This window comes from Pseudomonas sp. F3-2 (assembly GCF_038804275.1).
In the GTDB taxonomy this organism is placed as follows: Bacteria; Pseudomonadota; Gammaproteobacteria; order Pseudomonadales; family Pseudomonadaceae; genus Aquipseudomonas.
The window spans coordinates 3,484,220-3,511,051 of record NZ_CP152388.1 but is presented as its reverse complement, the minus strand read 5'-3'; the positions used below and the strand labels follow the sequence as shown (position 1 = coordinate 3,511,051).

The 26,832-nt window shown below is 63.1% G+C and carries 23 protein-coding genes and 1 pseudogene; 11 read left to right on the top strand and 13 right to left on the bottom strand.

Annotated elements, in window-relative coordinates:
* Nucleotides 1-75: 75 nt before the first annotated feature.
* A complete protein-coding gene (pseH, locus tag AAGQ88_RS15965) occupies nt 76-636 on the bottom strand; it encodes a UDP-4-amino-4,6-dideoxy-N-acetyl-beta-L-altrosamine N-acetyltransferase (RefSeq protein WP_342652908.1) in 561 nt (186 codons plus the stop codon).
* A 173-nt stretch (nt 637-809) separates the two neighbouring features.
* Between pseH and AAGQ88_RS15960 the strand changes: the two genes are divergently transcribed.
* Complete coding sequence (locus AAGQ88_RS15960; RefSeq protein ID WP_342652907.1) at nt 810-1,139, top strand: hypothetical protein; 330 nt, start codon at nt 810-812, stop codon at nt 1,137-1,139.
* Between the two features lie 207 nt (nt 1,140-1,346).
* Nucleotides 1,347-1,490, top strand: a pseudogene (locus AAGQ88_RS15955) (DUF2934 domain-containing protein); the annotation flags it as partial.
* 86 nt (nt 1,491-1,576) lie between these two features.
* Here AAGQ88_RS15955 and AAGQ88_RS15950 read toward each other — a convergent pair.
* Entirely contained in the window at nt 1,577-2,182 is a 606-nt protein-coding gene (locus tag AAGQ88_RS15950; protein ID WP_342652906.1) for a GNAT family protein, read from the bottom strand.
* Nucleotides 2,183-2,186: 4 nt separating this feature from the next.
* Nucleotides 2,187-3,344 carry an MltA domain-containing protein gene (locus AAGQ88_RS15945; protein ID WP_285424969.1) on the bottom strand — a complete coding sequence of 386 codons (1,158 nt, stop codon included), beginning with the start codon at nt 3,342-3,344 and terminating at the stop codon, nt 2,187-2,189.
* A gap of 201 nt (nt 3,345-3,545) precedes the next feature.
* Here AAGQ88_RS15945 and AAGQ88_RS15940 point away from each other — a divergent pair, with 201 nt between their 5' ends.
* Both AAGQ88_RS15940 and AAGQ88_RS15935 read left to right on the top strand, forming a co-directional pair.
* Nucleotides 3,546-4,295, top strand: coding sequence for a hypothetical protein (locus tag AAGQ88_RS15940; RefSeq protein ID WP_285424968.1), 750 nt, complete (start codon nt 3,546-3,548; stop codon nt 4,293-4,295).
* Between the two features lie 117 nt (nt 4,296-4,412).
* A complete protein-coding gene (locus tag AAGQ88_RS15935) occupies nt 4,413-6,407 on the top strand; it encodes a methyl-accepting chemotaxis protein (RefSeq protein ID WP_342652905.1) in 1,995 nt (664 codons plus the stop codon).
* 61 nt (nt 6,408-6,468) lie between these two features.
* Here the strand turns inward: AAGQ88_RS15935 and AAGQ88_RS15930 are convergent, their stop codons facing one another.
* The 5 genes from AAGQ88_RS15930 to ppnN form a co-directional block, all read right to left on the bottom strand.
* Nucleotides 6,469-6,909 (bottom strand): CBS domain-containing protein, encoded by a 441-nt coding sequence (locus AAGQ88_RS15930; RefSeq protein WP_342652904.1) that lies wholly within the window; start codon nt 6,907-6,909, stop codon nt 6,469-6,471.
* 173 nt (nt 6,910-7,082) lie between these two features.
* Complete coding sequence (locus AAGQ88_RS15925) at nt 7,083-7,514, bottom strand: type III secretion system chaperone (RefSeq protein WP_342652903.1); 432 nt, start codon at nt 7,512-7,514, stop codon at nt 7,083-7,085.
* Between the two features lie 61 nt (nt 7,515-7,575).
* On the bottom strand, nt 7,576-12,336 hold the full coding sequence (locus AAGQ88_RS15920) for an AvrE-family type 3 secretion system effector (protein ID WP_342652902.1): 4,761 nt from the start codon (nt 12,334-12,336) through the stop codon (nt 7,576-7,578).
* 82 nt (nt 12,337-12,418) lie between these two features.
* Nucleotides 12,419-13,012 carry an N-acetyltransferase gene (locus tag AAGQ88_RS15915; RefSeq protein ID WP_093459012.1) on the bottom strand — a complete coding sequence of 198 codons (594 nt, stop codon included), beginning with the start codon at nt 13,010-13,012 and terminating at the stop codon, nt 12,419-12,421.
* Between the two features lie 139 nt (nt 13,013-13,151).
* Nucleotides 13,152-14,525, bottom strand: coding sequence for a nucleotide 5'-monophosphate nucleosidase PpnN (ppnN, locus tag AAGQ88_RS15910; protein WP_093459011.1), 1,374 nt, complete (start codon nt 14,523-14,525; stop codon nt 13,152-13,154).
* Between the two features lie 262 nt (nt 14,526-14,787).
* Between ppnN and AAGQ88_RS15905 the strand changes: the two genes are divergently transcribed.
* From AAGQ88_RS15905 to AAGQ88_RS15880, 6 genes are all read left to right on the top strand, one after another.
* On the top strand, nt 14,788-15,315 hold the full coding sequence (locus AAGQ88_RS15905; protein ID WP_342655825.1) for a beta-carotene hydroxylase: 528 nt from the start codon (nt 14,788-14,790) through the stop codon (nt 15,313-15,315).
* A 95-nt stretch (nt 15,316-15,410) separates the two neighbouring features.
* Nucleotides 15,411-16,199, top strand: coding sequence for an SDR family oxidoreductase (locus tag AAGQ88_RS15900; RefSeq protein ID WP_285424837.1), 789 nt, complete (start codon nt 15,411-15,413; stop codon nt 16,197-16,199).
* Between the two features lie 157 nt (nt 16,200-16,356).
* Complete coding sequence (locus AAGQ88_RS15895; protein WP_342655824.1) at nt 16,357-17,043, top strand: dienelactone hydrolase family protein; 687 nt, start codon at nt 16,357-16,359, stop codon at nt 17,041-17,043.
* Between the two features lie 287 nt (nt 17,044-17,330).
* Entirely contained in the window at nt 17,331-17,867 is a 537-nt protein-coding gene (locus tag AAGQ88_RS15890; protein ID WP_342652901.1) for a sigma-70 family RNA polymerase sigma factor, read from the top strand.
* A 29-nt stretch (nt 17,868-17,896) separates the two neighbouring features.
* Nucleotides 17,897-18,826 carry a FecR domain-containing protein gene (locus AAGQ88_RS15885; RefSeq protein WP_342652900.1) on the top strand — a complete coding sequence of 310 codons (930 nt, stop codon included), beginning with the start codon at nt 17,897-17,899 and terminating at the stop codon, nt 18,824-18,826.
* Nucleotides 18,827-18,931: 105 nt separating this feature from the next.
* Nucleotides 18,932-21,382: a TonB-dependent siderophore receptor gene (locus AAGQ88_RS15880; protein ID WP_342652899.1), complete on the top strand. Its 2,451-nt coding sequence runs from the start codon at nt 18,932-18,934 to the stop codon at nt 21,380-21,382.
* Between the two features lie 61 nt (nt 21,383-21,443).
* On the opposite strand, the gene sodC is transcribed toward AAGQ88_RS15880, so the two are convergent.
* Nucleotides 21,444-21,962: a superoxide dismutase [Cu-Zn] SodC gene (sodC, locus tag AAGQ88_RS15875; protein ID WP_342652898.1), complete on the bottom strand. Its 519-nt coding sequence runs from the start codon at nt 21,960-21,962 to the stop codon at nt 21,444-21,446.
* A gap of 117 nt (nt 21,963-22,079) precedes the next feature.
* The gene (locus tag AAGQ88_RS15870) at nt 22,080-22,493 is read right to left on the bottom strand and encodes a PaaI family thioesterase (RefSeq protein WP_342652897.1); all 414 of its coding nucleotides are present in this window, start codon (nt 22,491-22,493) and stop codon (nt 22,080-22,082) included.
* Between the two features lie 206 nt (nt 22,494-22,699).
* Here AAGQ88_RS15870 and AAGQ88_RS15865 point away from each other — a divergent pair, with 206 nt between their 5' ends.
* Entirely contained in the window at nt 22,700-24,220 is a 1,521-nt protein-coding gene (locus AAGQ88_RS15865; RefSeq protein WP_342652896.1) for an FGGY family carbohydrate kinase, read from the top strand.
* Here AAGQ88_RS15865 and AAGQ88_RS15860 read toward each other — a convergent pair.
* From AAGQ88_RS15860 to AAGQ88_RS15850, 3 genes are read right to left on the bottom strand one after another with little or no spacing between them, the layout of a single operon-like run.
* Nucleotides 24,207-24,926, bottom strand: coding sequence for an SDR family oxidoreductase (locus AAGQ88_RS15860; protein WP_342652895.1), 720 nt, complete (start codon nt 24,924-24,926; stop codon nt 24,207-24,209). The genes AAGQ88_RS15865 and AAGQ88_RS15860 overlap by 14 nt on opposite strands.
* A gap of 12 nt (nt 24,927-24,938) precedes the next feature.
* Nucleotides 24,939-25,919 (bottom strand): sugar-binding transcriptional regulator, encoded by a 981-nt coding sequence (locus tag AAGQ88_RS15855; protein WP_342652894.1) that lies wholly within the window; start codon nt 25,917-25,919, stop codon nt 24,939-24,941.
* Between the two features lie 36 nt (nt 25,920-25,955).
* Nucleotides 25,956-26,831, bottom strand: coding sequence for a carbohydrate ABC transporter permease (locus AAGQ88_RS15850; protein WP_342652893.1), 876 nt, complete (start codon nt 26,829-26,831; stop codon nt 25,956-25,958).
* Between the last annotated feature and the right edge of the window lies 1 nt (nt 26,832).

The window sequence follows — 26,832 nt, the reverse complement described above, 5'->3', positions numbered from 1 at the left end:
GCAGTGATGAAACATCGGGAAGCGAGGCCGTGAGCCGCTTCCCGTTACCTGCCCATCTTGTGCAGGGCGTTGCCTTCATTGATTGCCTTTACCCGCCAGTCGCTCGATGACGGGCACCAGGTTCGGTCGCTGCTGGCGCCATTCTTCCTGAGTGATGCCCAGCAACACCACGTCGACGCGCTTGCCTTCATGTATCGCGTTCTGGCGCCTGACACCTTCGAGCACGAAGCCGAATCGCTGGTGCATCTTGATCACCGCGGAATTGACTTCGAGCACCTCACAGTTGAGCTTTTCCAACTGCGCAGGGCCGAATGCGTAGTCGAGCAGCCAGAACTCGACCTGACTGCCAATGCCTTTGCCTTGCACCCTCGCGTCCAGATAAAACGCCCAGTCGGCAGTGCGCTGCAAGGCGTTGATCTCACTGAGCGACACCACGCCTATCAGTTGGTCATCGCTGATCACCCCGAACACCGCCTGCCTCGAATTGGACTTCAACTGATCGAGCCAGCGGGCATGTTCGGCTTCGCTGATTTCGTGAGAGGTGTACATGAACCTGCGCACCTCGGGCTGATTGCGCAGATGCCGAACCTGCGCCTGCCGGGCGGCGGGCAAGTCGAGAATGGGCACGAATTCCATGCAGGTCCTTGTTTGGGGAAGATTGAAAACCGGTATTCGGACAACTGAATCGAAATGATCGTGGCTGTTGGGAGCTTTGTCATCACGTTGCGGAGGGTTTTTTCAAAATAGCCGGAACGAATCGTTTCGCGTCCCGGTCAACCGGTTTCGATAACCTTGAGCGGGTACGCACCATGACCGATATCACTGAAACCCTGCGCGAAGATCTTTACGAAAAGACCCGAAAGCAGCTCAACACCTTTCTGAACGAAACCAATGAATTGCTGACCGCCGGCGACGCCCTGCACGAGGACCGCACCGCACAGGCGCGCCAGCGACTGACCGACTTCCTGGCCAACGCAAACTCTACGGCAGTGGATTACGATGACACCCAGACCCCGGTGGTGACGCGCGTGCTCAACCAGGGCAAGGCGTATGTCCAGACCCATCCCTGGGCTGCCGTGGGTGCTGCGGCCGGAATCGGGCTGGTGGTCAGCCTGCTGCTCAAACGTAACAGCGGTTAAAAGGAGGTTGTCGTGGTTCGCCGTCGCTCACCGATGGATCCGATGCGATCCTTCAACGGCCGGCTCGCGTTCTCCGGCCTGTTTACGCCCGTCATATACCCTCGTTACCGGCTTGTACTGTTCCTGGCGGGCACTGTTTCAGACTGTGGCTTCGGTGCTGCCTTGGCGCCGGCCCAAGTCCTGCGCAAGCAAAAATGGGGGATTCGCATGAATGTCGACGAAGAAACGGTTCGTCAGTTGGCCCAGATGATCTGGGAGACCGAGGGCAAGCCCGAGGGGCAGGAAGCGCGTCATTGGGAAATGGCCACGCGCCTGGCGGAGTCCGCCGCCATGGCGCCGACCCGTGCGCCCGGCAAGCACAAGGTGGAAACGCTGTTCCCGGCGCCCCATGACGGCAAGGACGAGTAGGGCGACAGCGGCACGCTTGATTGCTTCAGTCAGCTGGCACGACTCATCTTCTCCAGCAGCATCGCCTTAACCTGCGGCCATTCATCGTCGATGATGCTGAACCGCACCGAATTGCGCTTGCGCCCGTCCGGCATGATCCGCTCGTGGCGCACGATGCCTTCTTGCCGGGCGCCGATTCGCAAGATGGCGGCACGGGACTTCTCGTTGAGCTCGTCGGTGGTGAATTGCACGCGCACGCAGTTCATTTCCTCGAACGCATGGCGCAGCAGCAGAAACTTCATCTCGGTGTTCAACCCCGAACGCTGCATCGACTGGCTCAGCCAGGTGTGGCCGATCTCCAGCTTGCGATGCTGACGGTCGATCTTCCAGAAGCGCGTGCTGCCGACGATACGGCCCGTTTCACGGTGCACGATGGCGAACGGCATGACCGTGCCAGCGTCGCGCCCCGCCAACGCGGTGGCGATGTACTGTTCAACGGTTGACGGGCCGGGAATCACCGTCACCTTCATGTTCCACAGCTCGCCATCTTCTGCGGCCTGCAGCAACTGCGGGGCGTGCTCTGCCCGTAACGGCAGCAGCTCGACCCGTTTGCCGCTCAGCGCCAATGGCGCGGTGGTGACCCTCTCTGCACTCATGACCTCATTCCTTTGCTTTGGCGTTGGGCAGCGGCGCGCCTTTGGGCCAGAGCATCCAGATCTGCCCTTGCTGTTTCATGTTGCCAGCCAGTTCGCCGGCCGCATCGCCGGTGCCCCAGAACATGTCCGCGCGCACCTCGCCGGCAATCGCGCCGCCGGTATCCTGCGCGGCCACGGGACGTACCAGTGGCGAGCCATCGGGACGGGTGGACGACAACCACAGCAGGCTGCCCAGCGGAATGACCTTGCGGTCGATGGCGACACTGTAGCCGGCCGTCAGCGGCACATTGAGCGAGCCGCGCGGGCCTTCGGTGCTGTCCGGACGCTGGGTGAAGAACACGTAGCTGGGATTGCTGCCCAGCAGTTCATGCACGCGCTCGGGATGGGCAATCGCCCAGTCGCGAATGCGCCCCATGGACACCTCGTCCTTGGTCAGTTGGCCCTGTTCGACCAGCCAGCGGCCGACAGGCTTGTACGGATGACCATTCTGATCGGCGTAGGCGATGCGCAGTTGCCGGCCGTTTTCAAGCTGTACCCGGCCGGAGCCCTGGATTTGCAGGAACTGCAGGTCAATGGGGTTTTCCAGCCAGGCCAGCACGGGCGCGTTCACGCCTTTTTCGCCGATCGTTGCGGCGTCGTCATAAGGGCGCAGGATGCGTCCGTCGAGACGGCCACGCAGACGCTTGCCCTTGAGCTCGGGATAAATGCTGTCCAGATTGACGATGATCAGGTCATCGGGCACGCCATAGATGGCGACCGGGTGCTGATCGTTGCGCTGCTCGCTGCCCTTGTAGATGGGTTCGTAATAGCCGGTGATCAAGCCGTTGGCGCCATGTTCCGAGGAGCGCAGGCTGTAGACCTGCAACTGATTCTTGAGGAACTCGCGCACCGCGGCCGGGTTCTGCGGCACTTGCCCGGCCAGCGCACAGGTGCTGCCCCAGACCGGATCCTTGGCCAGCCGCTTGCACGCCGAGAACCAGCTGTTGTAGCCCGCCATCAGGTCCACATCATTGACCGGCGGCAGCTTGTCCCACTCCACGCTGACATATGTGGTGACTTCGGACGGTCTGGTTTTGGGCGCGCCGCCATCGCAGGCAGCGAGCAGAGCGATCAGCGGAGCGAGGCAAAACAGAAAGCGGCGCCAGTGCAGGCTTGTGGTCATCACGCGGGGTGTTCCTGAGAGCAAGTGAAGAGGGCTAGCTTGGTGAAAGCCGAGAGCTGCGTCAAATGTGTGACTGTCCTCCGACCGCAGCCGTTGCAGGACATTTCAGGCCCGTGTCGCACTTTTTTCCGGTTTGCGGCTCTATGCATGGCCGGGACGCAGCGATCCACGCGACGTCCAGAGAGTTGAAGCTTGCGATACATGGTCTGTGTTTCCCGATATTTCCTTGCGCGACGCGCTGCTCGTGCGCTGCTTGCGTCATGCCTGCTCATGCTCTGCATCGGTGGCTGCACCCGTCAGGACGGCCGTGACGTCGCCACCCAGTTCCAGGAAGCGCGTCCTCAGGAATTCTTTCAGACCAGCGTCGATCGCATGGCCACACTGGCCATGCATGACAACCTCGAAAGTCTGTACCTGCTGATGAACAAGCTGTACCTGCGCAATCCGGCGGAGTGGCGCAAGTCAGGCTTCGTCGACGCTCGCTCGGCCGAGCGCAATGTGCGCGAAGCCATCGAGCAGCAGAAGCCACTCGGTCAACTGGGCAAACGCCGGGATCTGGCGGCCTTGAGCTATGCACTGAGCCCGGAGTTTCTCGGCGACCGGGTCGGCGCCTTCATCTATGCCATCGGCAGCATGCTAGTGACGGCCCACGGCGGGCGGCTCGAATTCTTCATGACCGACCAGATCAACCCGACGTTCGTGAGCAACGCAGCGCGCAATATCGAGAAGGCGACGTGGCTGCTGAGCCAGCGGCAGAACGCCAACGGCGAGCTGATGCTGTTCTCCAACGAGATCTCGGAGGAGGGCAGCAACCTCAGCTTTGCCACCGAGTTCGGCAAGATCGTCGCGCGCCTGGATCTGCTCACCCAGATGCTGGACGAACGTTACCGGCGCATCGGCCTGAATTACGCCCAGAGCCTGCTGTTCCTCAATTTCCTGCCCGTTCAGTAGGCATTGCCTGCCGCGCCGATGCCTTTCATCGGCGCGCCTCATCGTTCCTGCGCTGCGGTCGATACCTCTTTTGGCGTTGTGCAAAACAACAACAAATTTCAGGCCATGGAGTCAACGATGTTTAAAACAGTGCAGGCGCGCTATACGGTCATCTTCGTGGCCTTGATCCTGGTGATCGCGGTCATTACCGAGCAGGGCATCGAACACTTTGTCACGCCCAAAGTGCGGGCGTCGCAGGAAAAGGTCGTGCTCAGCCAGGTCGACCAGATCGGCACGCGGATTCTCTCGGACCTTGCCCGCGTCGAGGCGCAGTCCCGTGGCATCACCCAGGCGGTGCCGCTGCTGGACAGCGATGCCATCGACAAGGTATTGCCGGGCATGGTCGACCAGTACGGCGATGCCAAAGTGTTCGGCGGCGGTGTCTGGCCAATGCCCGACAAACGCACGCCCGGCCGCAACAAGCACAGCACGTTCTATCACCGTGACGGCAGCGGCCAACTGGTGGTCAGCACGTTCTGGAACTCCGACCCTGCGCCCAACTACTGGGAGCAGCCGTGGCACCGTGCCGGCCAGAACGCGCCCAAGGGCAAATGCGCCTGGGCGGCCGCGTATCAGGACGAAGCCAGTCCGCAGCCGCGCACCAACTGCGCGATGGGCATCTACAAGGACGGCTCGCTGTACGGCGTCTCGACCATCGACGTGACCCTCGGCTTCTTCAACGGCCTGATTCAGGAGAAGGAAAAAGAAATCCAGGGCCAGGTGATGATCGTCGAGCGCGATGGCAAGGTCCTGACCAATCAGGGCAGCATTCCCGGCGAAATCATCCTCAAGAACATTTCTGCCTTCACCGGTCAGTCGATGTTTGCCAAAGCCATTCAGGACGGCCTCACGCAAGTGTCCGGCGACGCGGTGTATTCCCGGGAATATCAGGACCCGCAACTGGGCGATCTGACCTTCTTCCTGCGCCCGGTGGTGGGCACGCCCTGGCTGATCGCAACCTCGTTGCCGACGGCGATGCTGACGGCCAGCAGCAGCGAGGTGTTGAAAACACTGGGCTGGCTGCAGATTCCGCTGGTGATTCTCTTGCTCGCGGTGCTGGGCTTCGCCTTCAATCGCCTGCTGGCGCGCCTGACCGTGTTGCGCACTAACATCGACGCGTTGTCGTCGGGTGAGGCGGATCTGACCCGGCGCATCCCGATCAAGGGCGAAGACGAGCTGGACGCCGTCGGTCAGTCGGTCAACAAATTCATCGCGTTCCAGCAGACGATGATCGTCGAAGTGCGCAGCGGCACCGAGCAGATTTCCGCCGGTCTGGCGCAATTGCAGGAGCAGTCGCGCAACATCAACCAGATTCTCAATCGTCATGCCTCCGAGACCGATCAGGCGGTGACGGCGATCAATGAGATGAGCGCCACCGCCGACAGCGTGGCAGAAAGCGCGACGCAGACGGCCAGCTTTACCCAGTCGGCAAACGACGCCGCACAACGTTCGCGGGACGTCGTGGATCAGGCCTCGGTCAGCGTGCTGGCCCTGGTGGCCGAGGTTGAAGACGCGACCCAATACGTGCAGGAAATGCAGGTCGACGCCAAGCGCATCACTGACGTGCTCGGCGTGATCGGCGGAATCGCTCAGCAAACCAACCTGTTGGCCCTCAACGCCGCGATCGAGGCGGCGCGCGCAGGCGAGCAGGGCCGTGGCTTCGCGGTGGTGGCCGATGAGGTCCGGGCACTGGCGGGTCGCACTCAGCAGAGCACTTCGGAGATCAACGAAATGCTGTCGCGGCTGGAGCAGGGCGTGAGCACCGCCGTCGGCGCGATGGAGAAGACCAAGGTCAGTTGCCAGTCAACGGCCGACCGCACCTCGCGGGTCAACGAGGGGCTGGACGGCATGGCCGGCTCGGTGCTGCGCATCCATGACCTCAGCGCCCACATCGCCACGGCGGCCGAGCAGCAGAGCGCAGTCACCGAAGAAATCAATCAGAACATGATTGCGATTCGGCACATGGTGGGCGAACTGGTGGGCTGCGGCCAACAGACCGACACCAGCGTGGACGCGCTGGTGGCGTCCAACGAACGGCTGGTGGCGATGATCGACCGCTTCAAGGTGCGTTGAGCACAGCCGTGAGGCACATACCGCGAAACAAGCACCGGAGCCTTTGGGCTCCGGCGTTCATTCAGTAGCTTTCGCCGCGAATGTACTCCTGCATCTTCTCGATCAGACTGGCCTGTTCGGCGATGGCCTCCTTGACCAGGTCACCGATCGACAGCAGGCCGGTCAACTGGCCCTCGTCCACCACCGGCAAGTGTCGCAAACGGCGGTCGGTCATGATGTTCATGCATTGATCGACCGTGTGGTGCGAATCCACGGTTTTCACATCGTGGGTCATGATGTCGCTGATCGGCGTGCCCACCGAAGCGCGGCCCTTGAGTTCCATCTTGCGCGCGTAGTCTCGCTCACTGACGATCCCCACGACTTTGCCATCGCGCACCACCGGGACGGCGCCGATGTTTTTCTCGGCCATCAACTTGATCGCATCGATGACCATCTGATCAGGACGGACGGTATGGACCTCGTGCGTATCTTTGAGCTTCAGTAACTCGGCAACGGTCTTCATGCTGGCCTCTCCGGCGCGTTTTTTGTCAACCGGCCCAGTCTGGCCGTGTGTAGAGGATCGTAGAGAGAACGCATTCCGGCAAGTTTGAAAACGCCCTGCAACGGGCCAAAAACGTCAGCGCCTGTCCAGGGCGCCGGTTTCTCGCGCCAGGCACATGATTTCAGGACAGCGCTTCAGCCGATTCGCCGCGCCAGACCGGCTTGCCCAACAGGCACCGAGCGCTGGCGCAGCAGGCCGGGCACCTCGCGCGTCTGCAGGACGAAGCCCTGCACCCAATGCACGAACGTCGTTTCATCCAGCGTCCTGAGGGGCAACTGCGTGCACAGGCGCACTGACAGCTGCTCGTCCAGCGCCAGCCAGCAGCCGCTCATTGCGCCGCTGTCGAAGTTGAGCCTCATCAACCGCTCGTACAGCCCGGGATCAGGTCGCAGCGCCAGTTTGCAGTGCAGGATCGCGACGTCGCCAGCGGCAGGGATCTCGATGATGACCACCTCGCGGCCGTCGTCGAACAGGGCGCAGACGCCGTTATCCAGTTGCAGGGCCGTGCCCAGTTGTTTTCCCAGGGCGCGAATCAAGGCGTCTGCCTGTGGGTTCGGTGTCGTCATGTGCAGTGTCCTTGCCGGATTTGAAGTCGAAAGGGCGCCGATCGCCGGCGCCCGTCATGCATCAGCGCGCCCTGAAGGTGCCGTTGTCGGTCTGACCCAGTTCCTGCGCGGGCCTGGGGTCGCCACGGTCGGCGATCTCACCGTCTGCGGTGGCTTTCTTCGGCTGGGTGGGATGCTTGCCGTAGTCGAAGGTGACTTCGCCCATCAGGCGCTCGATGCTCAGGGTGCTGCCGCTCTTGTAGCTGACGAACGGAAACGGCGTGCCGAACGAGTCTTCCTTGGCCGCAGTCTTGAAGATCGCGATGCTCTTGATGCGCAGGTTGTTCTTGTCGCTGAGTAGGCCTTTGAGCATGTCGTCGCTGAGCGTTCCGTTCAGGGCGCGTTCTTCGATGAGCTGCTTGATGTCGTCGCGGACCTCAAGTTTGATCTCCGCGCGCGTGGTGCCTTTGGTGTCCTTCATCGCGTCGAGCAGGCTTTTGAGCTGAGGCTCGGCGCTCATCATCTCGTGAATGCGCTGGGCGTTGCCTTCATTGCAGTCCAGGCTCAGCATCCGCTTGACGCTGTCGATGCCGCGTTTGGCCAGCGCCACCTGATCGACCCGGTTGACGTTGTTGTGCTTGACCACCATGTCCATCAACGTCATCAGGCTGGAGCCCTGGCTGGCGGCGGTGTTCTGCCGGTCGAGCTGGCGCAGGCTCATGCGCGCGGCATATTGAGCGTCGTTCTCATCGTCCAGGACAGGGTCGTATTTCTGCTTGAGGTCCTGCAATACCTGTTCAGGGCGCTTGCCCTCTGGCGCCGGGTTTTTGCTCAGCGCCGGAAAGGCTTTTTCCAGCGCCTCGCTCACGGCCTTTAGATCGGCGGTCTGCACCGGCAAAGCCTGCTTGAAGCGCACGTCGTAGGTCTTGCCGGTCTTGTTGTCGAACGCCAGCGTCGCGCTGACCCCCAGCGGCGCGCCGGCGGAGATGAAGAGGTCGTTGGGACGCGACGAAAAGACTGTGCTGAACATCCGCGCGTAGCCCGTCAGCGAACCCTTTTCGAGGAATCGCGCGCGGTTGCTGCTGTAGATGTCGGTTTTCAGCCCGTCGCTGCCGCGCCCCGTGGTTCTTTCCTTCTCCGCACTGAGCAACGACAGGCTGCCGAGCAGGCCGGCACCGAAGCGCATGAAGCCTGCGACCGGCTCGGCGTCGGTCTGGCCTTTGTTGGTGCGTGATTCGATGTTGAAGCCCAGATCGAGATCGAACGTGTGTTTGCCGGTGGTGCGCACCTCCTTTTCAACGCCGCGATCCATCAGCGCCATGGGCTTGAGGCTGCCCGGAACCTCGCGCTTGCTGCTCGCCAGCGGCGTCTGCATCAGGTCGGCCATGAACGCCTCGAGTTCGTCGTCGCGAACGAAGAAGCTCAGCGCGGTGCTGTTGGCATACTTGTATTTGCCGTCCAGGCTGCCGGCGAACCAGCCGGCGTTGGACTGAATATTGGCGTGGCTGTCACCTGGCGTGGTCTCGGTGTCGCTCTTGCCGCCGCCAAAGCCGAAGCTGCCGGTGCCGCTGATCGCGCCTTCCCGGCTCAGGGCCACTTTCAACCCGCGGTCGAAGCGGGTGAAGGTCAGGCCGTAAGTGCGCTCCGGGTCGATGTTGCCGCGAAACCCGAGAAAGGCCGCGCCGGCCGGGCCGGAGACGCCACTGGTGATGCCGCCACCATAGTTGCGGTTCAGCTTGAGGCTTTCCCGTGGCTCGAGATCGCGCAGCGCCTGAGTCAGTTTCCGGGTGATGTCGGCGTTGTCGGGCCCGGCGGGGGACTGCAGGCCTTGCAGCACGCCGCGCTTGATCGGGTGGTTCTCCTTGCGCAGGTGTTTGAGCAGGTTTTTGGTGGCGTCATAACTGGCTTCCAGCGAAGCATGGTCGCGAAAGCCGGCGTCGGTGTAGCGCTTGACCGAGCTGCCTTCGTAGACATCGTTGTGCAGCGTGGCCAGCGCGGTGGCGAGGGTGTCGAGATTGTTCTCGTCTGGCCGCTTGAGTTCGTCGGCGAAACCGTCGAGCGCCGCGCTGATCTCGCTCAACACCTTGACGTCCAGCGCCAGGCGGGCGCGCAGCAGCGCCTGACTGTCGCCTCGCTTGCGAGAATTATCCAGAGCGGTTTCGGTGTTGCGCCGCTCCAGCGTGAAATGCGCGTTCTCCAGCGAGGTCAGCAATTGCCCCAACGGTTGCTCGTCATCGATGCCGCTGTGGCGCAACACGCCGGCTACCTGCGCCATCATGTCGTTTTCCCGCGGCTTGCCCTCGAACGTCGGATTGATCTCGCCGTTTTTCAGCAAGGCCTGCTGATCCTCGGCCAGTTCGCGAAGGGTGCGGTGCAGGTCGTCCGTGACGCTGGTTTGAAACCAGCCAAACAACTCGGCGAGCTCGCTGGATTCGGGCGACATCAGGCGCGGCGCCAGGGCGTCGATGCGCTCGGCCATCGGCTGGGCTGGCGCGCCTGTTGCGGCTGCGGCACGGGCGTTGAGGTCTTGCAGCAACGCGGTTTCTTCCGCATAGATCGGCGCCAGGCCCTCGCGGCCTTTCCAGGCGTGCTGGAGGCTGTCGCCCGGCACCTTGGCCGCGCCGGTCAGGGAAAGATGCGAGGTCAGGTAGTTCTGGGTGAGGGAAGCAGGCGCGTACTGGCGGACCTGCATGCTCTCGACGTTGTTGCTGCCCATCACGTTGACGGTCAACTTGCGCGCACCTTTGCGAACGGTTTCCGGCTCTGCGGCGGCCAGTCGATCGAAGTCTGCGTGAGGGACGTGGTGTGTCTCAGGGGCAGGTGCGGCGGCTTCCCATCCATCCTCGGTTTTGACGAACTCGCCCTGCGGGGTACTCGCCAGCAGGCGTCCGTCGTGATTGGGCCGCAGATCCTCGAGGGTCGCTGCCGGCGTCGTGTCTGGCCCTGCGACGGCTTGCCAGGCGCCCTCCGGCCGCATTTTTCGGGCACTGGCGCGGTCGCCGTCCAGCTGGAACAGCACGCCGTCGCGCAGGGCGAACCAGTGCTTGCCGCCGGTGCTGATGGCCTGGATGTCTCGCTCGCCGGGTGGCTGCGGCAGCAGCGTGCGTTCGCCGTTCTGGTCGTGCAGGCGCAGTTCGCCGCCGCTCAGCGTCATGAAATTCTGGTCGTTCTGCACGGCGAGTTTGTCCGCCGTCAGGTGCTCGGCACCGCGCATGACCGTGCCCTTGGCTTCGGTGCCGCGTCCCGGCAGGGCCAGATCGATGCCGCGGCCCATGTCATGGGCGGCGGCCTGGGGCACCACTTTCAACTGCTTGAGCTTGCCATCCTTATCGATCAGGTAGGCGAACCCATCCTGACCGGCCTGCAGTGCCTTGATGTCTTTCTCGGTGGTTTTCTTCCATTCCCGGGTGCGCGGGTCTTGCACCAGCAGGTTGCCCTCATGCCGGGCGATCTTGCCGCGCGGCAGCTGGATCTGAGCGTCAGCGGCAGGCGCCAGGGCCGGCAAGCCGCGCTGGCGATCCATGATCAGCGGCGTCATGCTCCAGCCGGGGACGAAGTCGCCTTTCGTGTCGTCCCACGCCGCACTGTGCTCCAGCCCTTGCTGATCCTTGATTCTGGCGTGCAGGACGTTGTTCTCGTCGTGAAAGAAATCACTGACGGTGTGGTTGCCGAAGGCCGCCTGGAGTGCAGGCGACGGCGGCGCTGACGTGAGCCTGAGTTCACCGGCCACGAACATCGTCTGCTGGCGCTCGTCCATCGACGGCATGTCAGCCTGCAGCAACGTGCCGGAGGCGGTGGTCGCCAGCACACGGCTCCCGGCGATGGCCACCGATTTGGGCTTCATGGCCTCATCGTTGCCCGTGCCAGTGGGCACGATCAGGTGATGCATGTCGTGCAGACCCGGCCCGAATGTGTCGCGCAGTTCAAGTAGCTGTCGGCCGTGGGGGTCCTCGCTGAGGGCCATCAGCTGTCCCTGCGGCGAACGGCCGAGAGACGTCACGGAGTGAGCGAAATTCAGCGCGTTGTTCAAATCACCGATGGCGAACACCCGTCCCTCGTCATTGAGTCCGAACAGGCTGCCGTCGCCGCTGTTGTGCAGGCTTTTCAGCGTTGCCCCTTTCGGGTTTTCGTGCCATTCACCTTGTCGCAGTTGGTACAGCTTGTCCTCGTGAATCCGCCAGGCCGTGTTCTGCCGGTCCTTGTGCACGCCGGTGATCTGCGCGCGATGGGCGTCGCCCGGCATGGTCACGCTGAAGGCGTTGTTGGCCCGGTTCTCACTGGTTTTGAACAGCGAGAGCGCAAGGTCGCTGGCATGGGCGTGGACCAGTCGATCCTGGGCATCCACCAGCAGGTATTCGGTTTTCTCCGGGCTTTGATTGAGCTGAGCGAGGCCCTGATAGCGTTGGTCGCGTTTGTTGAGAATGCCCTCGAGCAGTTGCTCGGTGCGATTGCTCTGGCCGGCGGCGCCGAAGACCAGCTTGCGGTTCTCCAGGGCCATGGTCAGGCGAGGCGTCATCTCAAGGGCTTCGGGCGCAGCTTCCGACGAGCTGGCCACAGGCGCGCCTGAGGGCGTGGCAGGTGCGAGGCTGCCTGCCGCCGCTGCCGAGGTGGGTGTGGGGACAGGGGACGCGCTGCGGGGGATCGATGAGGCGTCTCCGGGTTTGGCCTTGAACAGGCCGCCTGCGAAGTTGTGGGTTTTCTGCAGCGTCGAGCGGCTGGCACTCGCCATGCGCGCCAGCACGTTTTTGCGCTGCCTCGGCCCGGCCGATTCCGTGGCCGACTGATTCAGTGAGGTGCTGCTGACGTTCGAGGTCCGAGCGGAGGACACCGGGGGTAAAGCCATGCTGACGCCATCCCTGCAAGTGAGTGCTTTGCAGGGTGAGTGGCGTCAGGTGGGCGTGTGGTTCCCGATTTTCTGCAACGGATCAGGCAGGTCCGTCGGAGGGCTTGCGTCGAGGGCGAGACACCACCGACTCGATGTTCTTGCGGCCGATCAGCAGCGGACTCTTGGCCTTGCGCGATTCGGGCATGGGTGCGAGCCATTTGTACATCACCAGGCAATCGACCAGCCCGAGCTTTGCGTGACGATAAGCCCGGGGCAGGCGGCCGACCACCTCGAAACCCAGCTTTTGCCACAGCGCCACGGCAACCTCGTTGGTGGCAACCACCGAGTTGAACTGCATGGCGCTGAAGCCGCTGTCCAGTGCCAGGCGTTGCGAGTGTTCGCACATCAGGCGCGCCACCCCCCGGCCGCGCGCGGCGGGGGTGACCATGTAGCCGCAGTTGCACACGTGGCTGCCCGGGCCTGCAGCGTTGGCCTTGAGGTAATAGCTGCCGAGCAGCACGCCATCTTCCTCGGCGATCAGCGTGTGCAGCGGATATTCCAGCCACAGGTGCAGGGCTTGTTCAGGGGTGAGGTCGGGGTCGTAGGCGTAGGTTTCCTGCGCCTGGATCACCGCCTGGAAAGTCGGCCAGAAGCGCTCGAAGTCCTCGGCGGTCATGGGGCGAATGTGAATCATGGAGCACCATCGTCCAGTGGGAAGCGAAGCGGTAGGGGCGCGCTTGCCCGCGATTGCAATCCACCAGCCACCTTTGTTTCAGCGGATGGACCGTCCTCGCGGGCAAGCGCGCGCCTGTTCAGGGAGATCGAGGCAGCCGTTATGACACCACGCGGTAACACGGCACGTACGCCGCGCCGCCTGGCAGCTTCATCCGGTGCTGCTCGACGAAGGCCTGCAGCAGCTTGTCCAGCGGCTGCATGATTTCGGCATCGCCGTGGATTTCATACGGGCCGTGTTCTTCGATCAGGCGGATGCCCTTGTCCTTGACGTTGCCGGCGACAATCCCGGAAAAAGCGCGACGCAGGTTGGCCGCCAGCTCGTGCGGCGGCAGGCCGCGGCGCAGTTGCAGGGCGGACATGTTGGCGTGGGTCGGGTCGAACGGGCGCTGGAAGCTTTCTTCGATCTTCAGCAGCCAGTTGAAGTGGAAGGCATCGGCACGCTCGCGACGGAACTGGCGCACGGCGGTCAGGCCTTCGGTCATCTGACGCGCGACTTCGGCTGGGTCGTCGATGATGATGGTGTAGTGCTTGTGGGCCGCTTCGCCCAGCGTCGCGCTGACAAAGGCGTGCAGCTGCTCCAGATACGGCGCGGTGCTCTTGGGCCCGGTGAGGATGACCGGGAATGGCAGGCCCTGGTTGTCCGGGTGCATCAGGATACCCAGCAGATACAGGAACTCTTCGGCGGTGCCCGCGCCGCCGGGAAAGATGATGATGCCGTGGCCGACGCGAACGAACGCTTCGAGACGCTTCTCGATGTCCGGCAGGATCACCAGTTCGTTGACGATAGGGTTCGGCGCTTCGGCGGCGATGATGCCCGGCTCGGTCAGGCCCAGATAGCGGCCGGCAGTGATGCGCTGCTTGGCGTGGGCAATGGTGGCGCCTTTCATCGGGCCTTTCATCACGCCCGGGCCGCAGCCGGTGCAGATGTCCAGCTTGCGCAGGCCCAGTTCGTGGCCGACTTTCTTGGTGTATTTGTATTCTTCGGTGTTGATCGAGTGACCGCCCCAGCACACGACCATTTTCGGTTCGACGCCGGGGCGCAGGGTGCGGGCATTGCGCAGCAAGTGAAAGACGTAGTCGGTGATGCCCTGCGAGCTGCTCAGGTCGATGCGCTGGCTGTCCAGTTCGCTCTCGGTGTAGACGATGTCGCGCAGGGCACTGAACAGCATCTCCCGGGTGCTGGCGATCATTTCGCCGTCGACGAAGGCGTCCGCCGGCGCGTTCAGCAATTCCAGGCGCACGCCGCGATCCTGCTGATGAATGCGCACTTCGAAGTCCTGATAGGCTTCCAGGATGGTTTTTGCGTTATCGACGTGGGCGCCAGTGTTGAGGATGGCCAGGGCGCACTGGCGGAAAAGGTTGTAGGTGCTGCCTGAACCGGCGGCGCTGAGCTGTTGTACTTCACGTTGCGACAAAGTCTCCAGGCTGCCTTTTGGGCTGACCGAAGCATTGATTACTTGTCTTGGAGCCATTCTGAATTCCTTGAAAGCGATGCCGACGGGCCGTTAGCGGCCGCTGGCATTAGTACAGTGAGCGCCAGGGACGTTCACGCATGGGCCATTTTTTACATCGGTTGGTCAGGAAAGCAAACGTCCTGAGAGAAATCTTCGTCCGGGCAGCTGTGCTGCGCCCGATGCCTGGCAGACGTGGCCCGTTTGGTCGGCCGCTTTTGATTTTGCGGCGCGCCCCGGTATGCTGCACGTCGACGACCCGACCCGCCGGCCCCGCGACCCTATGATTTTCAACTTCACGGTATTTCTCTGCACCCTGATTGCCATGGAAGGTGTGGGTTTTCTTGCGCACAAGTACGTCATGCACGGCTGGGGCTGGTGTCTGCATCGCTCCCACCATGAAGCGCATCTGGGCGCCTTCGAGACCAACGATATCTACCTGCTGGTGCTTGGACTGGTTGCGGTCGGCCTGATCGTCCTCGGCAATAGCGGCCACGATCCCCTGCAATGGGTGGGGGCGGGCGTGGCGGCCTTCGGCGTGATTTACGTGCTGTTTCATGACGGCGTCATGCACCGTCACTGGCCCGTTCGGCCACGCCCACGCAACCGCTACCTCAAGCGGCTCTATCACGCCCACCTCATGCATCACGCGATCAAAGGCCGTCGCAACAGCGTGTCGTTCGGCTTTCTCTACGCCCCCTCGATGCACACCCTCAAGAAGCAATTGCGCGCGATGCGCGATGCCGAGCAGCAGAACGCCGGCCAGGACCGTCACGCTGCAGCGATCCTGTCAGACCTGCAAAACGGCTGATCCTGCGGTTTTTCGCCGGTGCCTTGCTGTAGCCGTTCCCGTAGATGCTAAGTTTGACCCCTGTGCTTTCAACTTCGAGTAAACGGGAGTCTTTCATGGATCTTGGATTGTCAGGCCGTTGGGCCATCGTGTGTGCGGCGAGCAAAGGGCTGGGGCTGGGATGCGCCAAGGCGCTGGCCAGAGAGGGCGTCAATCTGGTGATCAATGCGCGCGGCGATGAGGCGCTGCAGGCCGCGGCTGCTGAACTGCGGAGGCTGGCGCCGGGCATCGAGGTGCGCACGGTCACCGGCGATATCAGCCAGCCGCAAGTTCGCGAGCAGGTGCTGGCGGCGTGTCCGCAGGTCGACATACTGGTCAACAATGCCGGCGGGCCGCCGCCCGGCGATTTCCGTGACTGGCAGCGCGACGACTGGATCAGGGCGCTGGACGCCAACATGCTCACGCCCATCGAACTGATCAAGGCCTGCGTCGACGGCATGGCCTCGCGCGGGTTTGGCCGGGTGATCAACATCACCTCCGGCGCGGTGAAGGCGCCCATCGACACGCTGGGACTGTCCAACGGTGCGCGCAGTGGCCTGACCGGTTTCATCGCGGGGCTTGCGCGGCAGCCCCAACTGGCCGGCAACAACGTCACCATCAACAATCTGCTGCCGGGGCCTTTCGACACCGAGCGGCTGCAGAAAAACATCAGCCTGGCCGCCGACAAGAAAGGCGTCAGCGTGGATGCGGTGCTCGAACAGCGTCGGGGCGCCGTGCCCGCTCAACGCTTCGGCACGGCAGAGGAATTCGGGGCGTTCTGCGCGTTTCTTTGCAGCGCCCACGCCGGCTTCATGACCGGCCAGAACCTGTTACTGGACGGCGGCGGATATCCGGGCACGTTTTGATGGCGGTCATCATGAAATTGTCCGGGGTGAGCTTTTCATCTTCCATCAAGTGAAGTAGAACAGATCACCCAAGCGGCTTTCCGGCCGCTGCACAGATTCAATCATTCGTTTTCGGGAGAGCACCGTGACTCAGGCAACGACACAGGCAGCAGGCAAGATGATCACTTTCCAGCGTCCGGACGGGAAGGAGGTCAGCGGTTACCTGGCCAGTCCGGCAGAAACCCAGGGCGCCCCGGCGGTGGTGGTGATTCAGGAGTGGTGGGGGCTGAACGAGCAGATCCGCGGTGTGGCCGATCGGCTGGCGGCCTCGGGTTATCTGGCGCTGGTGCCTGATCTGTATCGCGGCGAGATGACCGTCGAAGAGGAAGAGGCCCATCACTTGATGAGCAATCTGGACTTCGGCGATGCAGCAAGCCAGGACATTCGCGGCGCGGTGCAATACCTGAAAGGGCACTCGCAGAACGTCGGCGTCACCGGGTTCTGCATGGGCGGCGCGCTGACGCTGCTGGCGCTGAATTTCATTCCGGAATTGACCGCTGGCGTCGTGTTCTACGGCATGCCGCCGCTCGAATACCTCGATCCCAAGGCCATCAAGGTGCCGGTTCAGGCGCATTGGGCCACTCAGGACGAGTTCTTCCCGGCGGAAAACGTCGACAAACTGGAGGAGAAACTCAGCGACGGTGGGGTGGACATCGAGTTCCATCGCTACCTGGCGCATCATGCCTTCGCCAATGAAACCGCCGTGGGCCACGGGCGTATTCCCGGTACCCAGTACGACCCGGTCTGGGCGCAGCTTGCGTGGGATCGCGCGCTGACGTTCTTCGGACGTACCCTCTGGGGCTGAGGCATCGGGCTCTCCGGCATCTGCGTCGACGGGACGGCTTTCCGCGAACGGATTTACGCCGATACTGGGACGAGTGCGCTGTCGCCGCGTGCTTCTTTCGGCGGAAATGCGTTCGCGAAATAGCTGTCCAGGCGCTGCGCTTGTGTCGTCTGGACACTGGTCGGAGGTGACAGGAGCGCCACTCCGGTCGCTCCCACCGTTCTGCAGGCACCGCTGATCTGTTCGTTGCCGAATGTATCCGATTACACTATATTGCGAACCATTATCATTTGTTCGCGATTCTCATCATGGCCGTCCCTCTCTCTTGCTCCAACGACCCGCATGGCGTCGCTGCGTTGTACGGTGCACATCACGGCTGGCTGGTGAACTGGTTGCGTGGCCGGCTGGGCTGCTCGCATCAGGCGGCGGACATGGCGCAGGACACCTTCATGCGCGTGCTGGTGGCCGAGCGCAAGGCGCCGGTTGCTTGCGATCTGATCGAGCCGCGTCACTTTCTGGTGACCATCGCCAAGCGGGTGATGGTCGACAGCTTCCGTCGCACGTCGGTGGAGCAAGCCTACTTGCAGGTGCTGGCCGAGCAGCCTGAGCGCTACGCGATTTCCCCGGAAGAGCGATTGATCCTGCTGGAAACCCTGCATGCCCTGGACGCCATGCTCGAAGGTCTTGGACCTCGGGTGAAAGAGGCTTTTCTGCTCTCGCAATTGCAGGGGTTGGGCTACAAGGAGATCGCCGCGCAGATGGGCGTTTCTGTCAGTTCGGTTACCAAATACATCGCCCGCGCCACCGAGCATTGCCTGTTGTTTGCGCTGGCGCACGAACAGTGAGCCGGTCCCCTGAACACGAGGCGCTGAGTTTGGCTGCCCACTGGTTCGCCAGGCTGGGCGCAACGCCAGGGGACGCAACCTTACAACGGCAGTGGCAGGCCTGGTACGACGAGCATCCGCTGCATCAATGGGCGTGGCAGCGTGTGGGGCTGTTGCAGAGCCAGTTGGGCAATGCCAAGGGCGCGTTGGGTTATCAGGTGCTGGATCGAGCAGGACGCAGCGTGGCCGGCACCGGGCGCCGGGCGTTGCTCAAGAGCCTGATGCTGGGCGCAGGTATCGGCGCGCTGGGATGGGCGGGCTATCGTCAGGCGCCGGTGTTACTTGCCGATCTGCGAACAGGCACCGGCGAGCGATTGACCTGGCAACTCGACGACGGCAGCACCCTGGTGCTCAACACCGCCAGCGCCGTGGACATCGCCTACACCGCGCAGACGCGGTTGATCGTTGTGCGGGAAGGAGAGATCTTCGTGTCGACCGCCAAGGATGCTCGGCCCTTCATCGTGCGCAGCGCGCAGGGCGCGATGCAGGCGCTGGGCACCCGGTTCAGCGTCAGGCAGATGGAAGGCTTCACTCAATTAAGCGTATTCGAGCACGCCGTTGCGGTCCGGCCGCAGGCGGCCGGCCGCGAGCAGCGCGTCATCGACAGCGGGCAGGCCGTCAGTTTCAACACGCTGGCGCTGTTCGATTCGCGCCCGCTCGACCCCTCCGCCGATGCCTGGATCAATGGTCGACTTGTGATCGACGGCTGGCGCCTGGACCGTTTGATCGGCGAGTTGCAGCGTTATCGCAGCGGCTATCTGGGCTGCGCGCCTGACGTAGCCCACTTGCGGATATCCGGCAGTTTCCCGCTGGATAACATCGACCTGGCGCTGTCCGCGGTGACCCGTTCGCTGCCGGTGAAGGCCGAGCGCTACACCGGGTTCTGGACGCGTCTGATTGCGAAAAACGCCCCGGCGTAAATTTTTTCCGTTTTTTTCGCAGTGGCATTGTCGATTTGCGCCTGCTCACGCGACTCCTTGTGAGAAACCCTTACAACGCCCCCGACCGGGGCCTCAGGAGAGCGCATGCGTACCCCGAACAAACCGAACGGCCCACTGGGTGCATTCAAGCCGCAAAACACGCTGAAACTTGCTTTGCTCGGGGCTTCGCTGGCCTGGCTGGAACCAGTGTTTCTCGGCGGGGCGTATGCGCAGGCCGCCAGCGTGCAGAAGAACTACGTCATCGCGCCGGGGCCCTTGGGTGCGGTGCTCGGCCGTTTCGCCAACGAGTCCGGCATCGTGCTGTCGTTTCAGGCGGGGCTGACCGATGGCAAGCAAAGCGCCGGGCTCAACGGCAACTACAGCGTCGACCAGGGGTTCGCCACGCTGCTCGCGGGCTCGGGCCTGGTCGCTGCGCCCGGTGCGCAGGGCGTTTACGTGCTGTACCGCGCTGACACGTCGTCGGCCATGCAGCTGGGCGCCACGAGTGTGGTCAGCACTGGCATCGACGAGACCACCGAATACAGCGGCACCTACACGCCTCGCCAGACCAGCACCGCGACCAAAATGGGTCTGTCGCTGCGCGAGACGCCGCAGTCGGTCACCGTTATCCCGCGTCAGGTCATGACCGATCACCACCTGGCGTCGCTGGACGATGTCGTCAAGTTCACCCCGGGGCTGTCCAGCAACCATCGCGACAGCGATCGCTACACCTTTTATTCCCGCGGCTTCCAGATCCAGAACTTCGAATACGACGGTATTCCTTCCCAGACCGCCAACGAATCCCAGCAGTTCACCAGCACCCTGGCCGACATGGCGATCTACGACCGCGTCGAAGTGGTGCGTGGCGCCACCGGATTGCTCAGTGGCGCAGGCACGCCTTCGGCCACGCTGAACCTGGTGCGCAAACGCCCGACCGAAGATTTCCAGGGGTATGTGTACGGTGAGGCGGGTGCGTGGGACAAGTACCGCGCCGAGGCGGATGTGTCCGGGCCCTTGACCGACAGCGGCAACATTCGCGGGCGACTGGTCAGCGCCTACGAAACGTCTCGCTCGTTTGTCGACTGGTACAGCACGGAAAAACGCGTGATGTACGGCGCGGTCGATGTGGACCTGAGCGAGGACACCCTGCTGCGGTTCAGCCTGGACTATCAGAACAACGACTCGGACGGCGTCAGCTTTGGCCACATTCCGCTGTTCAACAGCAATGGTACGGCGACCCATTTCTCCCGCTCGTTCAACCCCGGCGCGAAGTGGAGTTACCTGGACAACACCCACTACAACTTCAGCACGGTGCTCGAGCACAAGCTGGCCAACGACTGGACCCTCAAGGCCGCGTACAGTCATCAGTACGCTTACCGCCATGGCGTGGTCGGCTCGGCCAGTTCCGGCGCGCCGGATTTTGAAACCGGTGCAGGCGTGTCGATGTTCGTCAACCGGCTGGACAGCTATCAGACCCAGGACAATGCCGATCTCTACGTCACCGGGCCGTTTCAGCTGGGCGGGCGTGAACATGAGCTGGTGTTCGGCGGCAACGTGGCCTACACCCACCTCAACTACCCGACCTACGAGCGTGCTACGCCTTCGGTCGACAACATCTACGAGTACGACGGCAACCCCGGTGGCAAGCCGCATTTGCGCAAGATCGAGGAAAACCTCACGCGCCTGAGCCAGAACGGCGTGTATGGCGCCCTGCGTCTGAAACCCACCGACTCGCTGTCGATCATTCTGGGTACCCGGGTCAGCAACTGGAACGAGCGCGACGACAGCAGCGACGATTTCACCGGCCAGGCCACCGCTCGCGATCGCACCAAAAAGACCGGTGTCGTGACGCCCTACGCCGGTGTGATTTACGACCTCAACGACACCTACTCGGTCTACGCCAGTTACACCAACATCTTCCTGCCGCAGACCTTCTATAAAACGGCCAGCGGTACATCGCTCGAGCCGCTCGAAGGCGATAACTACGAGATCGGCCTCAAAGGCGAATTCTTCGATGGCGCGCTCAACGCCAGCGTCGCGCTGTTCGAAGTGAAACAGAAAAACACCCCGCAACTGGTGGACGACAGCGGCGCACAGGAAATCTACCGGGCCATCAGCGGCACCACCACGCGCGGCATCGAGACCGAGATTTCCGGTGAGATCCTGCCAGGCTGGAACGTCATTGGCGGCTACACCTACCGCGAGTCCCATGACAAGGAAGACAACCGGGTGGAAACCAACCAGCCGATGAACCTGTTCAAGCTGGGCACCGCCTATCGGTTGCCGGGCGAGCTGAGCAAACTCACGGTGGGCGGCAACATGACCTGGCAGAGCGATATCTACGCGGTCAACGAAGACTTCAACACCAAGGCCCATCAGCGGCCCTACGGCGTGGTGGGCCTGTTGGCGAATTACAAGGTGGACGAACACCTGAGCGTGGGGCTGAACGTCAACAACCTGTTCGACAAGAAGTATTACGACGGCCTGGGCACATTCAACTCCGGCAGTTATGGCGAGCCGCGAAACGCAGTCGTCAACGCCCGCTGGACGTTCTGACGCAAAAAAAAACCGGTCGTGCCTGGCGGGCATGACCGGTTTCTGGTGCAACCGACAAGGATCAGATCACGCCGCAGGCGACCCGATCACCGCCACCGCCCAAAGGCATCGGCATGTCAGAGTGGTTGTCGCCGCCTGCGTGGATCATCAGCGCGTGGCCCTTGATCTCGGAGATCTTCTTCAGGCGCGGCGCGAGCACCGGGTAAGTCGCATTGCCGTCTGCGGTGACGTAGACAGCAGGCAGGTCGCCCAGGTGGCCGTTGGCGTAAGGGCCCAGATGCTTGCCGGTCTTGGCCGGATCGAAATGCCCGCCTGCCGCCAGCGCCGCGCCTTTCTTGCCGTCTTTGGTGCCAGCGTCGCAGCTGCCGTTTTCGTGAACATGGAAACCGTGCACGCCCGCAGGCAGCGAGGTGAGTTTAGGCGTGAATTCCAGACCGTACGCCGTTTCACTGATGGTGATCTGGCCGATCAGCTGAGGCGCGCCGTCAGCGCTCACCAGATTGATCGGGACATCGAGAGTGGCCGCCTGCGCGCCCAGAGAAAGTGTGCCCAGAAGGCCGAGCCAGAGATAGCGTTTCATAAGCGTTCCATCGAAGGTGTGGGTGTCGGTGTCCAGCCAGGCTGGACGGCCCGCAGCGTTCGGAGGCTGCGTGGGTTTTGAGTGCCCACTGCGCCGGAGGTTCGCGGCGGGTGCGCTTCAGCGCAAGTGTACGGGCGGAATGGCGTAGGTGCCGACGACATGCGCGACCGCTTCCGGCAGGCCTTCGGAGTACAGCGAGACCTCGCCGATGGCCAGGGTTTTACCGACTTTCATCAACTGGCATTCAGCAATGATCCGCCGACCCGCCTGCGGCTTGCGCAGAAAATTGATCGTCAGGCTGGTGGTGACGGTCAGCGGCACGATGCCGATCACGCCCAGCACCGCCACGTACAGCGCGACATCCGCCACGGCCATCAGGGTCGGCCCGGACACCGTGCCGCCGGGACGCAGATCCGCTTCACCCACCGTCTGCGACACCGTGGCCCGCTGATCGCCGACCTTGTCCACGACAATCCGGGTTTGCGGAAACTCCCGGGCGATGAACGCCGCGATCTCTTCTTTGCTCGCCATCGTGCTCTCCTGCAACGGGTCCGACAGACTCGGCGAGCACAGCCCCGCTTGTCAATCCGGCGCATTGCCTGGTCTTCGCGGGATGCCATCCGGACTGCAGCGACTGTCACCCGGCGATCATCGGCGTCGCGGCGACATGACGATCATTCCTCAGCTAGTCTTGCCCTTCGATCCGCGGGGGCAGCGGGCGAGGGAGCGGGGTACACATGCAGAAGCTGGTGATCGGAATCGATCTGAGTACGACCACGTGCAAGGCCATTGCCTGGGACGTGCGCGGGCTGTTGGTGGCGCAGGCGCGGGCGCCGTTGTGCCTGTCGCGGCCTGCGCCGAACGCCTATGAACAGGACCCCGAAGCGTGGTGGCGGGCGACGCAGCAGGCCTTGAACGTCTTGCTGCCGATGCTCGAGGGCAAGGTGATTTCAGCGGTTGCAGTGGTCAATCAACGCGAGACCGTGGCGGTCACCGATGCCGACGACAGGCTGTTACGGCCCGCGATTCTCTGGCTCGATGAGCGCCGCAAAGATGAAGTCGCGGCACTTTGCGAGCGTGTAGGCCATGAGCGGCTGCATGCGATCACCGGCAAGCCCCATGACTGGGCGCCGGCGATTTACAGCCTGGCGTGGATGGCCGATGCCGAACCCGAGCTGTTCAGCCGCATTCGTCACGTGTACGAGCCCCATGCCTGGCTGGTGCGCAAGCTCACCGGGCAATTCGTCACCAGTTGGGCCAGCGCCGATCCCTTCGGTGCCTTCGACATTCACCGGCACGCGTGGGCTGACGACGTGCTTCAGGCGCTGCCGATGCCGTTGAGCAGCGAGTGTTTTCCCAAGGCGTCGGCGCCAGGCTCGGTGCTGGGTGAGGTCACTGTGCAGGCAGCGGCGCTGACCGGTCTGCCCGTCGGCACAAGGGTGGTGGCCGGTGGCGGTGACGGGCAGGCCGGCGGCCTGGGGATCGGCGTCGTCAGCCCTGGTACGGCGTACCTGAATCTGGGCACGGCCATCGTTTCCGGCGTGTACGCCGAGACGCCGATGGTCGACGCAGCCTTTCGCACCCTGTGCGCCATCGATCGGCAGGGCTACGTGCTGGAAACGTCGTTGCGCTCGGGCACGCTGCTGATCAACAGCCTGCTCCAGCAGTTCTTCGAGATCGACGTGGTGGCGCACCCGGACAGCCTGATCCGGCTGGAAATCGAGGCGTCGCGCGTGGCGCCGGGCAGTGAGGGACTGATTCTGTTGCCGTACTGGAACGGTGTGATGAACCCCTATTGGGATCAGGATGCACGCGGGTGTCTGTTGGGCCTGTCGCCGGATCACGGCCGGGCGCAGATCTATCGGGCAGTGCTGGAAGGCATCGCCCTGGAGCAGGCCGTGGCGACCCGGCAGATGGTTCAGGCCACGGGCCAGCCGGTGAACACGTTTGTCGCCATCGGCGGCGGCGCGGCAAGCCGTCTGTGGTGCCAGATCATGGCCGACATCACGGACCGACCGGTGTTGCGTGCCGCGACCCAGGAAGCCTCCAGCCTGGGCGCCGGAATTGCCGCCGCGGTGGGCGCTGGTTGGTACGCGGACTTCGCCAGCGCGGCGCAGGTGATGACCCAGCACGGCGAGCAGTTTCTGCCCAACCCTGCGCTGCGCGGGTTTCATCAGGAACTGCTGGCGCTGTACAGCGAACTCTATCCTCGGCTGCGCGATCTGTATCCGCGTCTGGCCAGGCTCAACCGGCGCTGAAACCGCCGTCGACCGTCAAAGTCACGCCGTTGATCATCCCGGCATCGTCGCTGAGCAAGAAAGCGATGGTCGCGGCGATCTCGCCGGGTTGAACGAAGCGGCCCAGCGGGATGCGCGACAGCATCGACGCCGCCTTGGCCGGATCGCTCCAGGCCTTGTCGGCCATCGGCGTGAGCGTCACCACCGGATTGACGCTGTTGACCCGAATCCCATGGGGCCCCAGCTCCACGGCCATCACCCGGGTCATCGCATCCAGCGCCGCCTTGGAGGCGCAGTACGCCAGATGATCACGCGTACCCACGGCGGCAGCGAGGCTCGAGACGTTGACGATGGCGCCGGGCACGCCACGGCCGATCAAGTCCCGCGCGACCACTTGCGCCACCACCATCGGCGCACGCGTGTTCACGGCCATCAGGTGATCGAACGTCTGCACGGACGTCTCGAGAAACGACTCAAGCTCGACCACGCCGGCACAGTTGACCAGCAGATCGATGGGCAGCGCGCCGGTCACGGCGGCCCGGGTCGCCGCGACGTCGGCCAGGTCCACCACCAGGGTCTGATCGCAATAGGCAAGGTCCGCCGCGTTGCGACCCAGTGCAATCACCTCGGCGCCGCAGCGGCTGAGCCATTGCACGGTTTCACGGCCGATGCCTTTGCCGGCGCCGGTCACCAGAATGCGTTTGCCGCTGAAGTCGTGGATGGCCATGGTTGCTCCGGGTCAGTTGTCCTGTTCAAGCAGTTGCCGGGCGGCGCTTTCATCGATCACCAGTTCATGGACGACATTGCGCAGCAGCACCGCACGAATGATCTCGGCCTTGTAGGGGCCTCCGGACACCAGCACGACCTTGCGCACTTTGCGCAGGTCTTCCAGGTCCAGCGAGATGGCCCGCCGATTGAGCGGATGGTTGACCTCAATGCCGTCACGGTCGAGCCAGCGCCCGAGCAGATCACCCACCGCACCCGCCGCGCGCAGTGAACGGGCGTCTTCAGGATTGACCAGTCCGAGCTCCAGCATCAGCGAGCGCTCGCTCAGATCCCCGACGGTGAGCAACGCCAGGTCAGCCTGGCGCGCCTTGCCCAGCACGTCCTGCACCGAGGCCTCTTCGAGGATCATGTTGCGGTATTGCTCGGATGGCGCGAACACCGGCGCGGCGAGGTAGTAATAGGAGCCGCCGAACAGGCCGGCGAGGCTGGAGGCGATCTCGACGGTGTTGTTCGCCGAGCCGTAATGCAGGCCGCCAAGCAAGGACAGCACCGTCATGTTCGGCAGCGACCGACCTTGCAGCTCGCGCACGGCCTGCCGCAGCGTGCGACCCCAGCCGACGGCGATGATGCAACCGTCAACCAGGTACGTCTCCAGCGTCGGCGCAACCCCGACGCCCAGCACGCGAAAGATGCTCGACGGATCGTCCGGCGACGGCACCACCGTCACCCGCTGCAGGCCGAACCGCTCCTGTATCCGCTCCTCGAGCTCGATGCACGAGGCCAGCGGTGAATTGATACGGATCTGCACCACGCCGGTTTCACGGCAGGTCGCCAGCGCCTTGTTCACCCGCACCCGTGTGATGCCCATGCGGTCGGCGATCTGTTGCTGGGTCATGTTGTTGACGTAGTAGTACCAGGCGATACGGATGTTCAGTTGATCTTCCGCGTTCACCGTTTCGGTGTCGGCGGTCAATTCCGGAGAGCGATTCTGCACGGCAGTGTCCTTGGCATGGCCTGGGAAGCGGGGCGCTTATTTCACGGCGCCCATGGTCAGACCTTGTACCAGATGCCTGGAAACCATCAACGCGAAAATGATCACCGGGAACACGATCAGCGTACCGGTGGCCATGATCTCGCCCCACGGCAAGTCGTATCCGCTCATGAAGCTGGTCGCCGTGACCGGTGCGGTGCGTGCGACATTGCGCGTGAGCACCAGCGCGTAGAGCAGTTCGTTCCAGGAGAAGATGAACGAGAAAATCGCCGACACCGCAACGCCCGGCATCGCCAGCGGCAGGGCAATGCGCCAGAAAATGGTGAAGCGTGACGCCCCGGACAATCGCGCGGCCTCGTCCAGATCCTTCGGCACGCCGCGAAACTGATCGGTGCAGATCCACACCACGATCGGCAGGTTGAAGGTGAGGTAAATCAGGATCAGCACCAGATGCGTGTCGATCAGACCCAGACTGCGCGCCATGAGAAAGATCGGCAGTGCGACCACGATCGGGCTGAGCATGCGGTTGGTGATGAACCAGAACCACAGATCTTCCTTGCCCCTGAATTCGAACCGCGCCAGCGCGTAGGCGGCCGGTGTGCCGAGGCCCACTGCAAGCACGGTGGTGCAGACCGCGACGATCAGCGAATTACCAAGGCTGTGCAGCACGTCGCGCTCGAACAACACTTTTACGTAGTTATCCAGATGCGGCGTGAAGGCCCAGATCGGCGGCGAAGCGAGCGCCTCAGCCTGGGTCTTGAGGCTGGTGGCGACCATCCAGTAGAACGGAAACACTGCGAACAGGAAGATCGCCAGCAGCCCGACCAGGTGCCAGGCGTTGACCTTCATGCGGGGTCGCACGTGGCTCGGCGCACTCGCCGCGAGCGGAATTTTTGCAGCGGGAACGGTGGCCATT

Bases quoted from the DNA above. Each gene is read 5' to 3' on its own strand.
- pseH (WP_342652908.1), bottom strand. From the start codon at position 636: ATGGAATTCGTGCCCATTCTCGACTTGCCCGCCGCCCGGCAGGCGCAG.
- AAGQ88_RS15960 (WP_342652907.1), top strand. From the start codon at position 810: ATGACCGATATCACTGAAACCCTGCGCGAAGATCTTTACGAAAAGACC.
- AAGQ88_RS15950 (WP_342652906.1), bottom strand. From the start codon at position 2,182: ATGAGTGCAGAGAGGGTCACCACCGCGCCATTGGCGCTGAGCGGCAAA.
- AAGQ88_RS15945 (WP_285424969.1), bottom strand. From the start codon at position 3,344: ATGACCACAAGCCTGCACTGGCGCCGCTTTCTGTTTTGCCTCGCTCCG.
- AAGQ88_RS15940 (WP_285424968.1), top strand. From the start codon at position 3,546: ATGGTCTGTGTTTCCCGATATTTCCTTGCGCGACGCGCTGCTCGTGCG.
- AAGQ88_RS15935 (WP_342652905.1), top strand. From the start codon at position 4,413: ATGTTTAAAACAGTGCAGGCGCGCTATACGGTCATCTTCGTGGCCTTG.
- AAGQ88_RS15930 (WP_342652904.1), bottom strand. From the start codon at position 6,909: ATGAAGACCGTTGCCGAGTTACTGAAGCTCAAAGATACGCACGAGGTC.
- AAGQ88_RS15925 (WP_342652903.1), bottom strand. From the start codon at position 7,514: ATGACGACACCGAACCCACAGGCAGACGCCTTGATTCGCGCCCTGGGA.
- AAGQ88_RS15920 (WP_342652902.1), bottom strand. From the start codon at position 12,336: ATGGCTTTACCCCCGGTGTCCTCCGCTCGGACCTCGAACGTCAGCAGC.
- AAGQ88_RS15915 (WP_093459012.1), bottom strand. From the start codon at position 13,012: ATGATTCACATTCGCCCCATGACCGCCGAGGACTTCGAGCGCTTCTGG.
- ppnN (WP_093459011.1), bottom strand. From the start codon at position 14,525: ATGGCTCCAAGACAAGTAATCAATGCTTCGGTCAGCCCAAAAGGCAGC.
- AAGQ88_RS15905 (WP_342655825.1), top strand. From the start codon at position 14,788: ATGATTTTCAACTTCACGGTATTTCTCTGCACCCTGATTGCCATGGAA.
- AAGQ88_RS15900 (WP_285424837.1), top strand. From the start codon at position 15,411: ATGGATCTTGGATTGTCAGGCCGTTGGGCCATCGTGTGTGCGGCGAGC.
- AAGQ88_RS15895 (WP_342655824.1), top strand. From the start codon at position 16,357: ATGATCACTTTCCAGCGTCCGGACGGGAAGGAGGTCAGCGGTTACCTG.
- AAGQ88_RS15890 (WP_342652901.1), top strand. From the start codon at position 17,331: ATGGCCGTCCCTCTCTCTTGCTCCAACGACCCGCATGGCGTCGCTGCG.
- AAGQ88_RS15880 (WP_342652899.1), top strand. From the start codon at position 18,932: ATGCGTACCCCGAACAAACCGAACGGCCCACTGGGTGCATTCAAGCCG.
- sodC (WP_342652898.1), bottom strand. From the start codon at position 21,962: ATGAAACGCTATCTCTGGCTCGGCCTTCTGGGCACACTTTCTCTGGGC.
- AAGQ88_RS15870 (WP_342652897.1), bottom strand. From the start codon at position 22,493: ATGGCGAGCAAAGAAGAGATCGCGGCGTTCATCGCCCGGGAGTTTCCG.
- AAGQ88_RS15865 (WP_342652896.1), top strand. From the start codon at position 22,700: ATGCAGAAGCTGGTGATCGGAATCGATCTGAGTACGACCACGTGCAAG.
- AAGQ88_RS15860 (WP_342652895.1), bottom strand. From the start codon at position 24,926: ATGGCCATCCACGACTTCAGCGGCAAACGCATTCTGGTGACCGGCGCC.
- AAGQ88_RS15850 (WP_342652893.1), bottom strand. From the start codon at position 26,831: ATGGCCACCGTTCCCGCTGCAAAAATTCCGCTCGCGGCGAGTGCGCCG.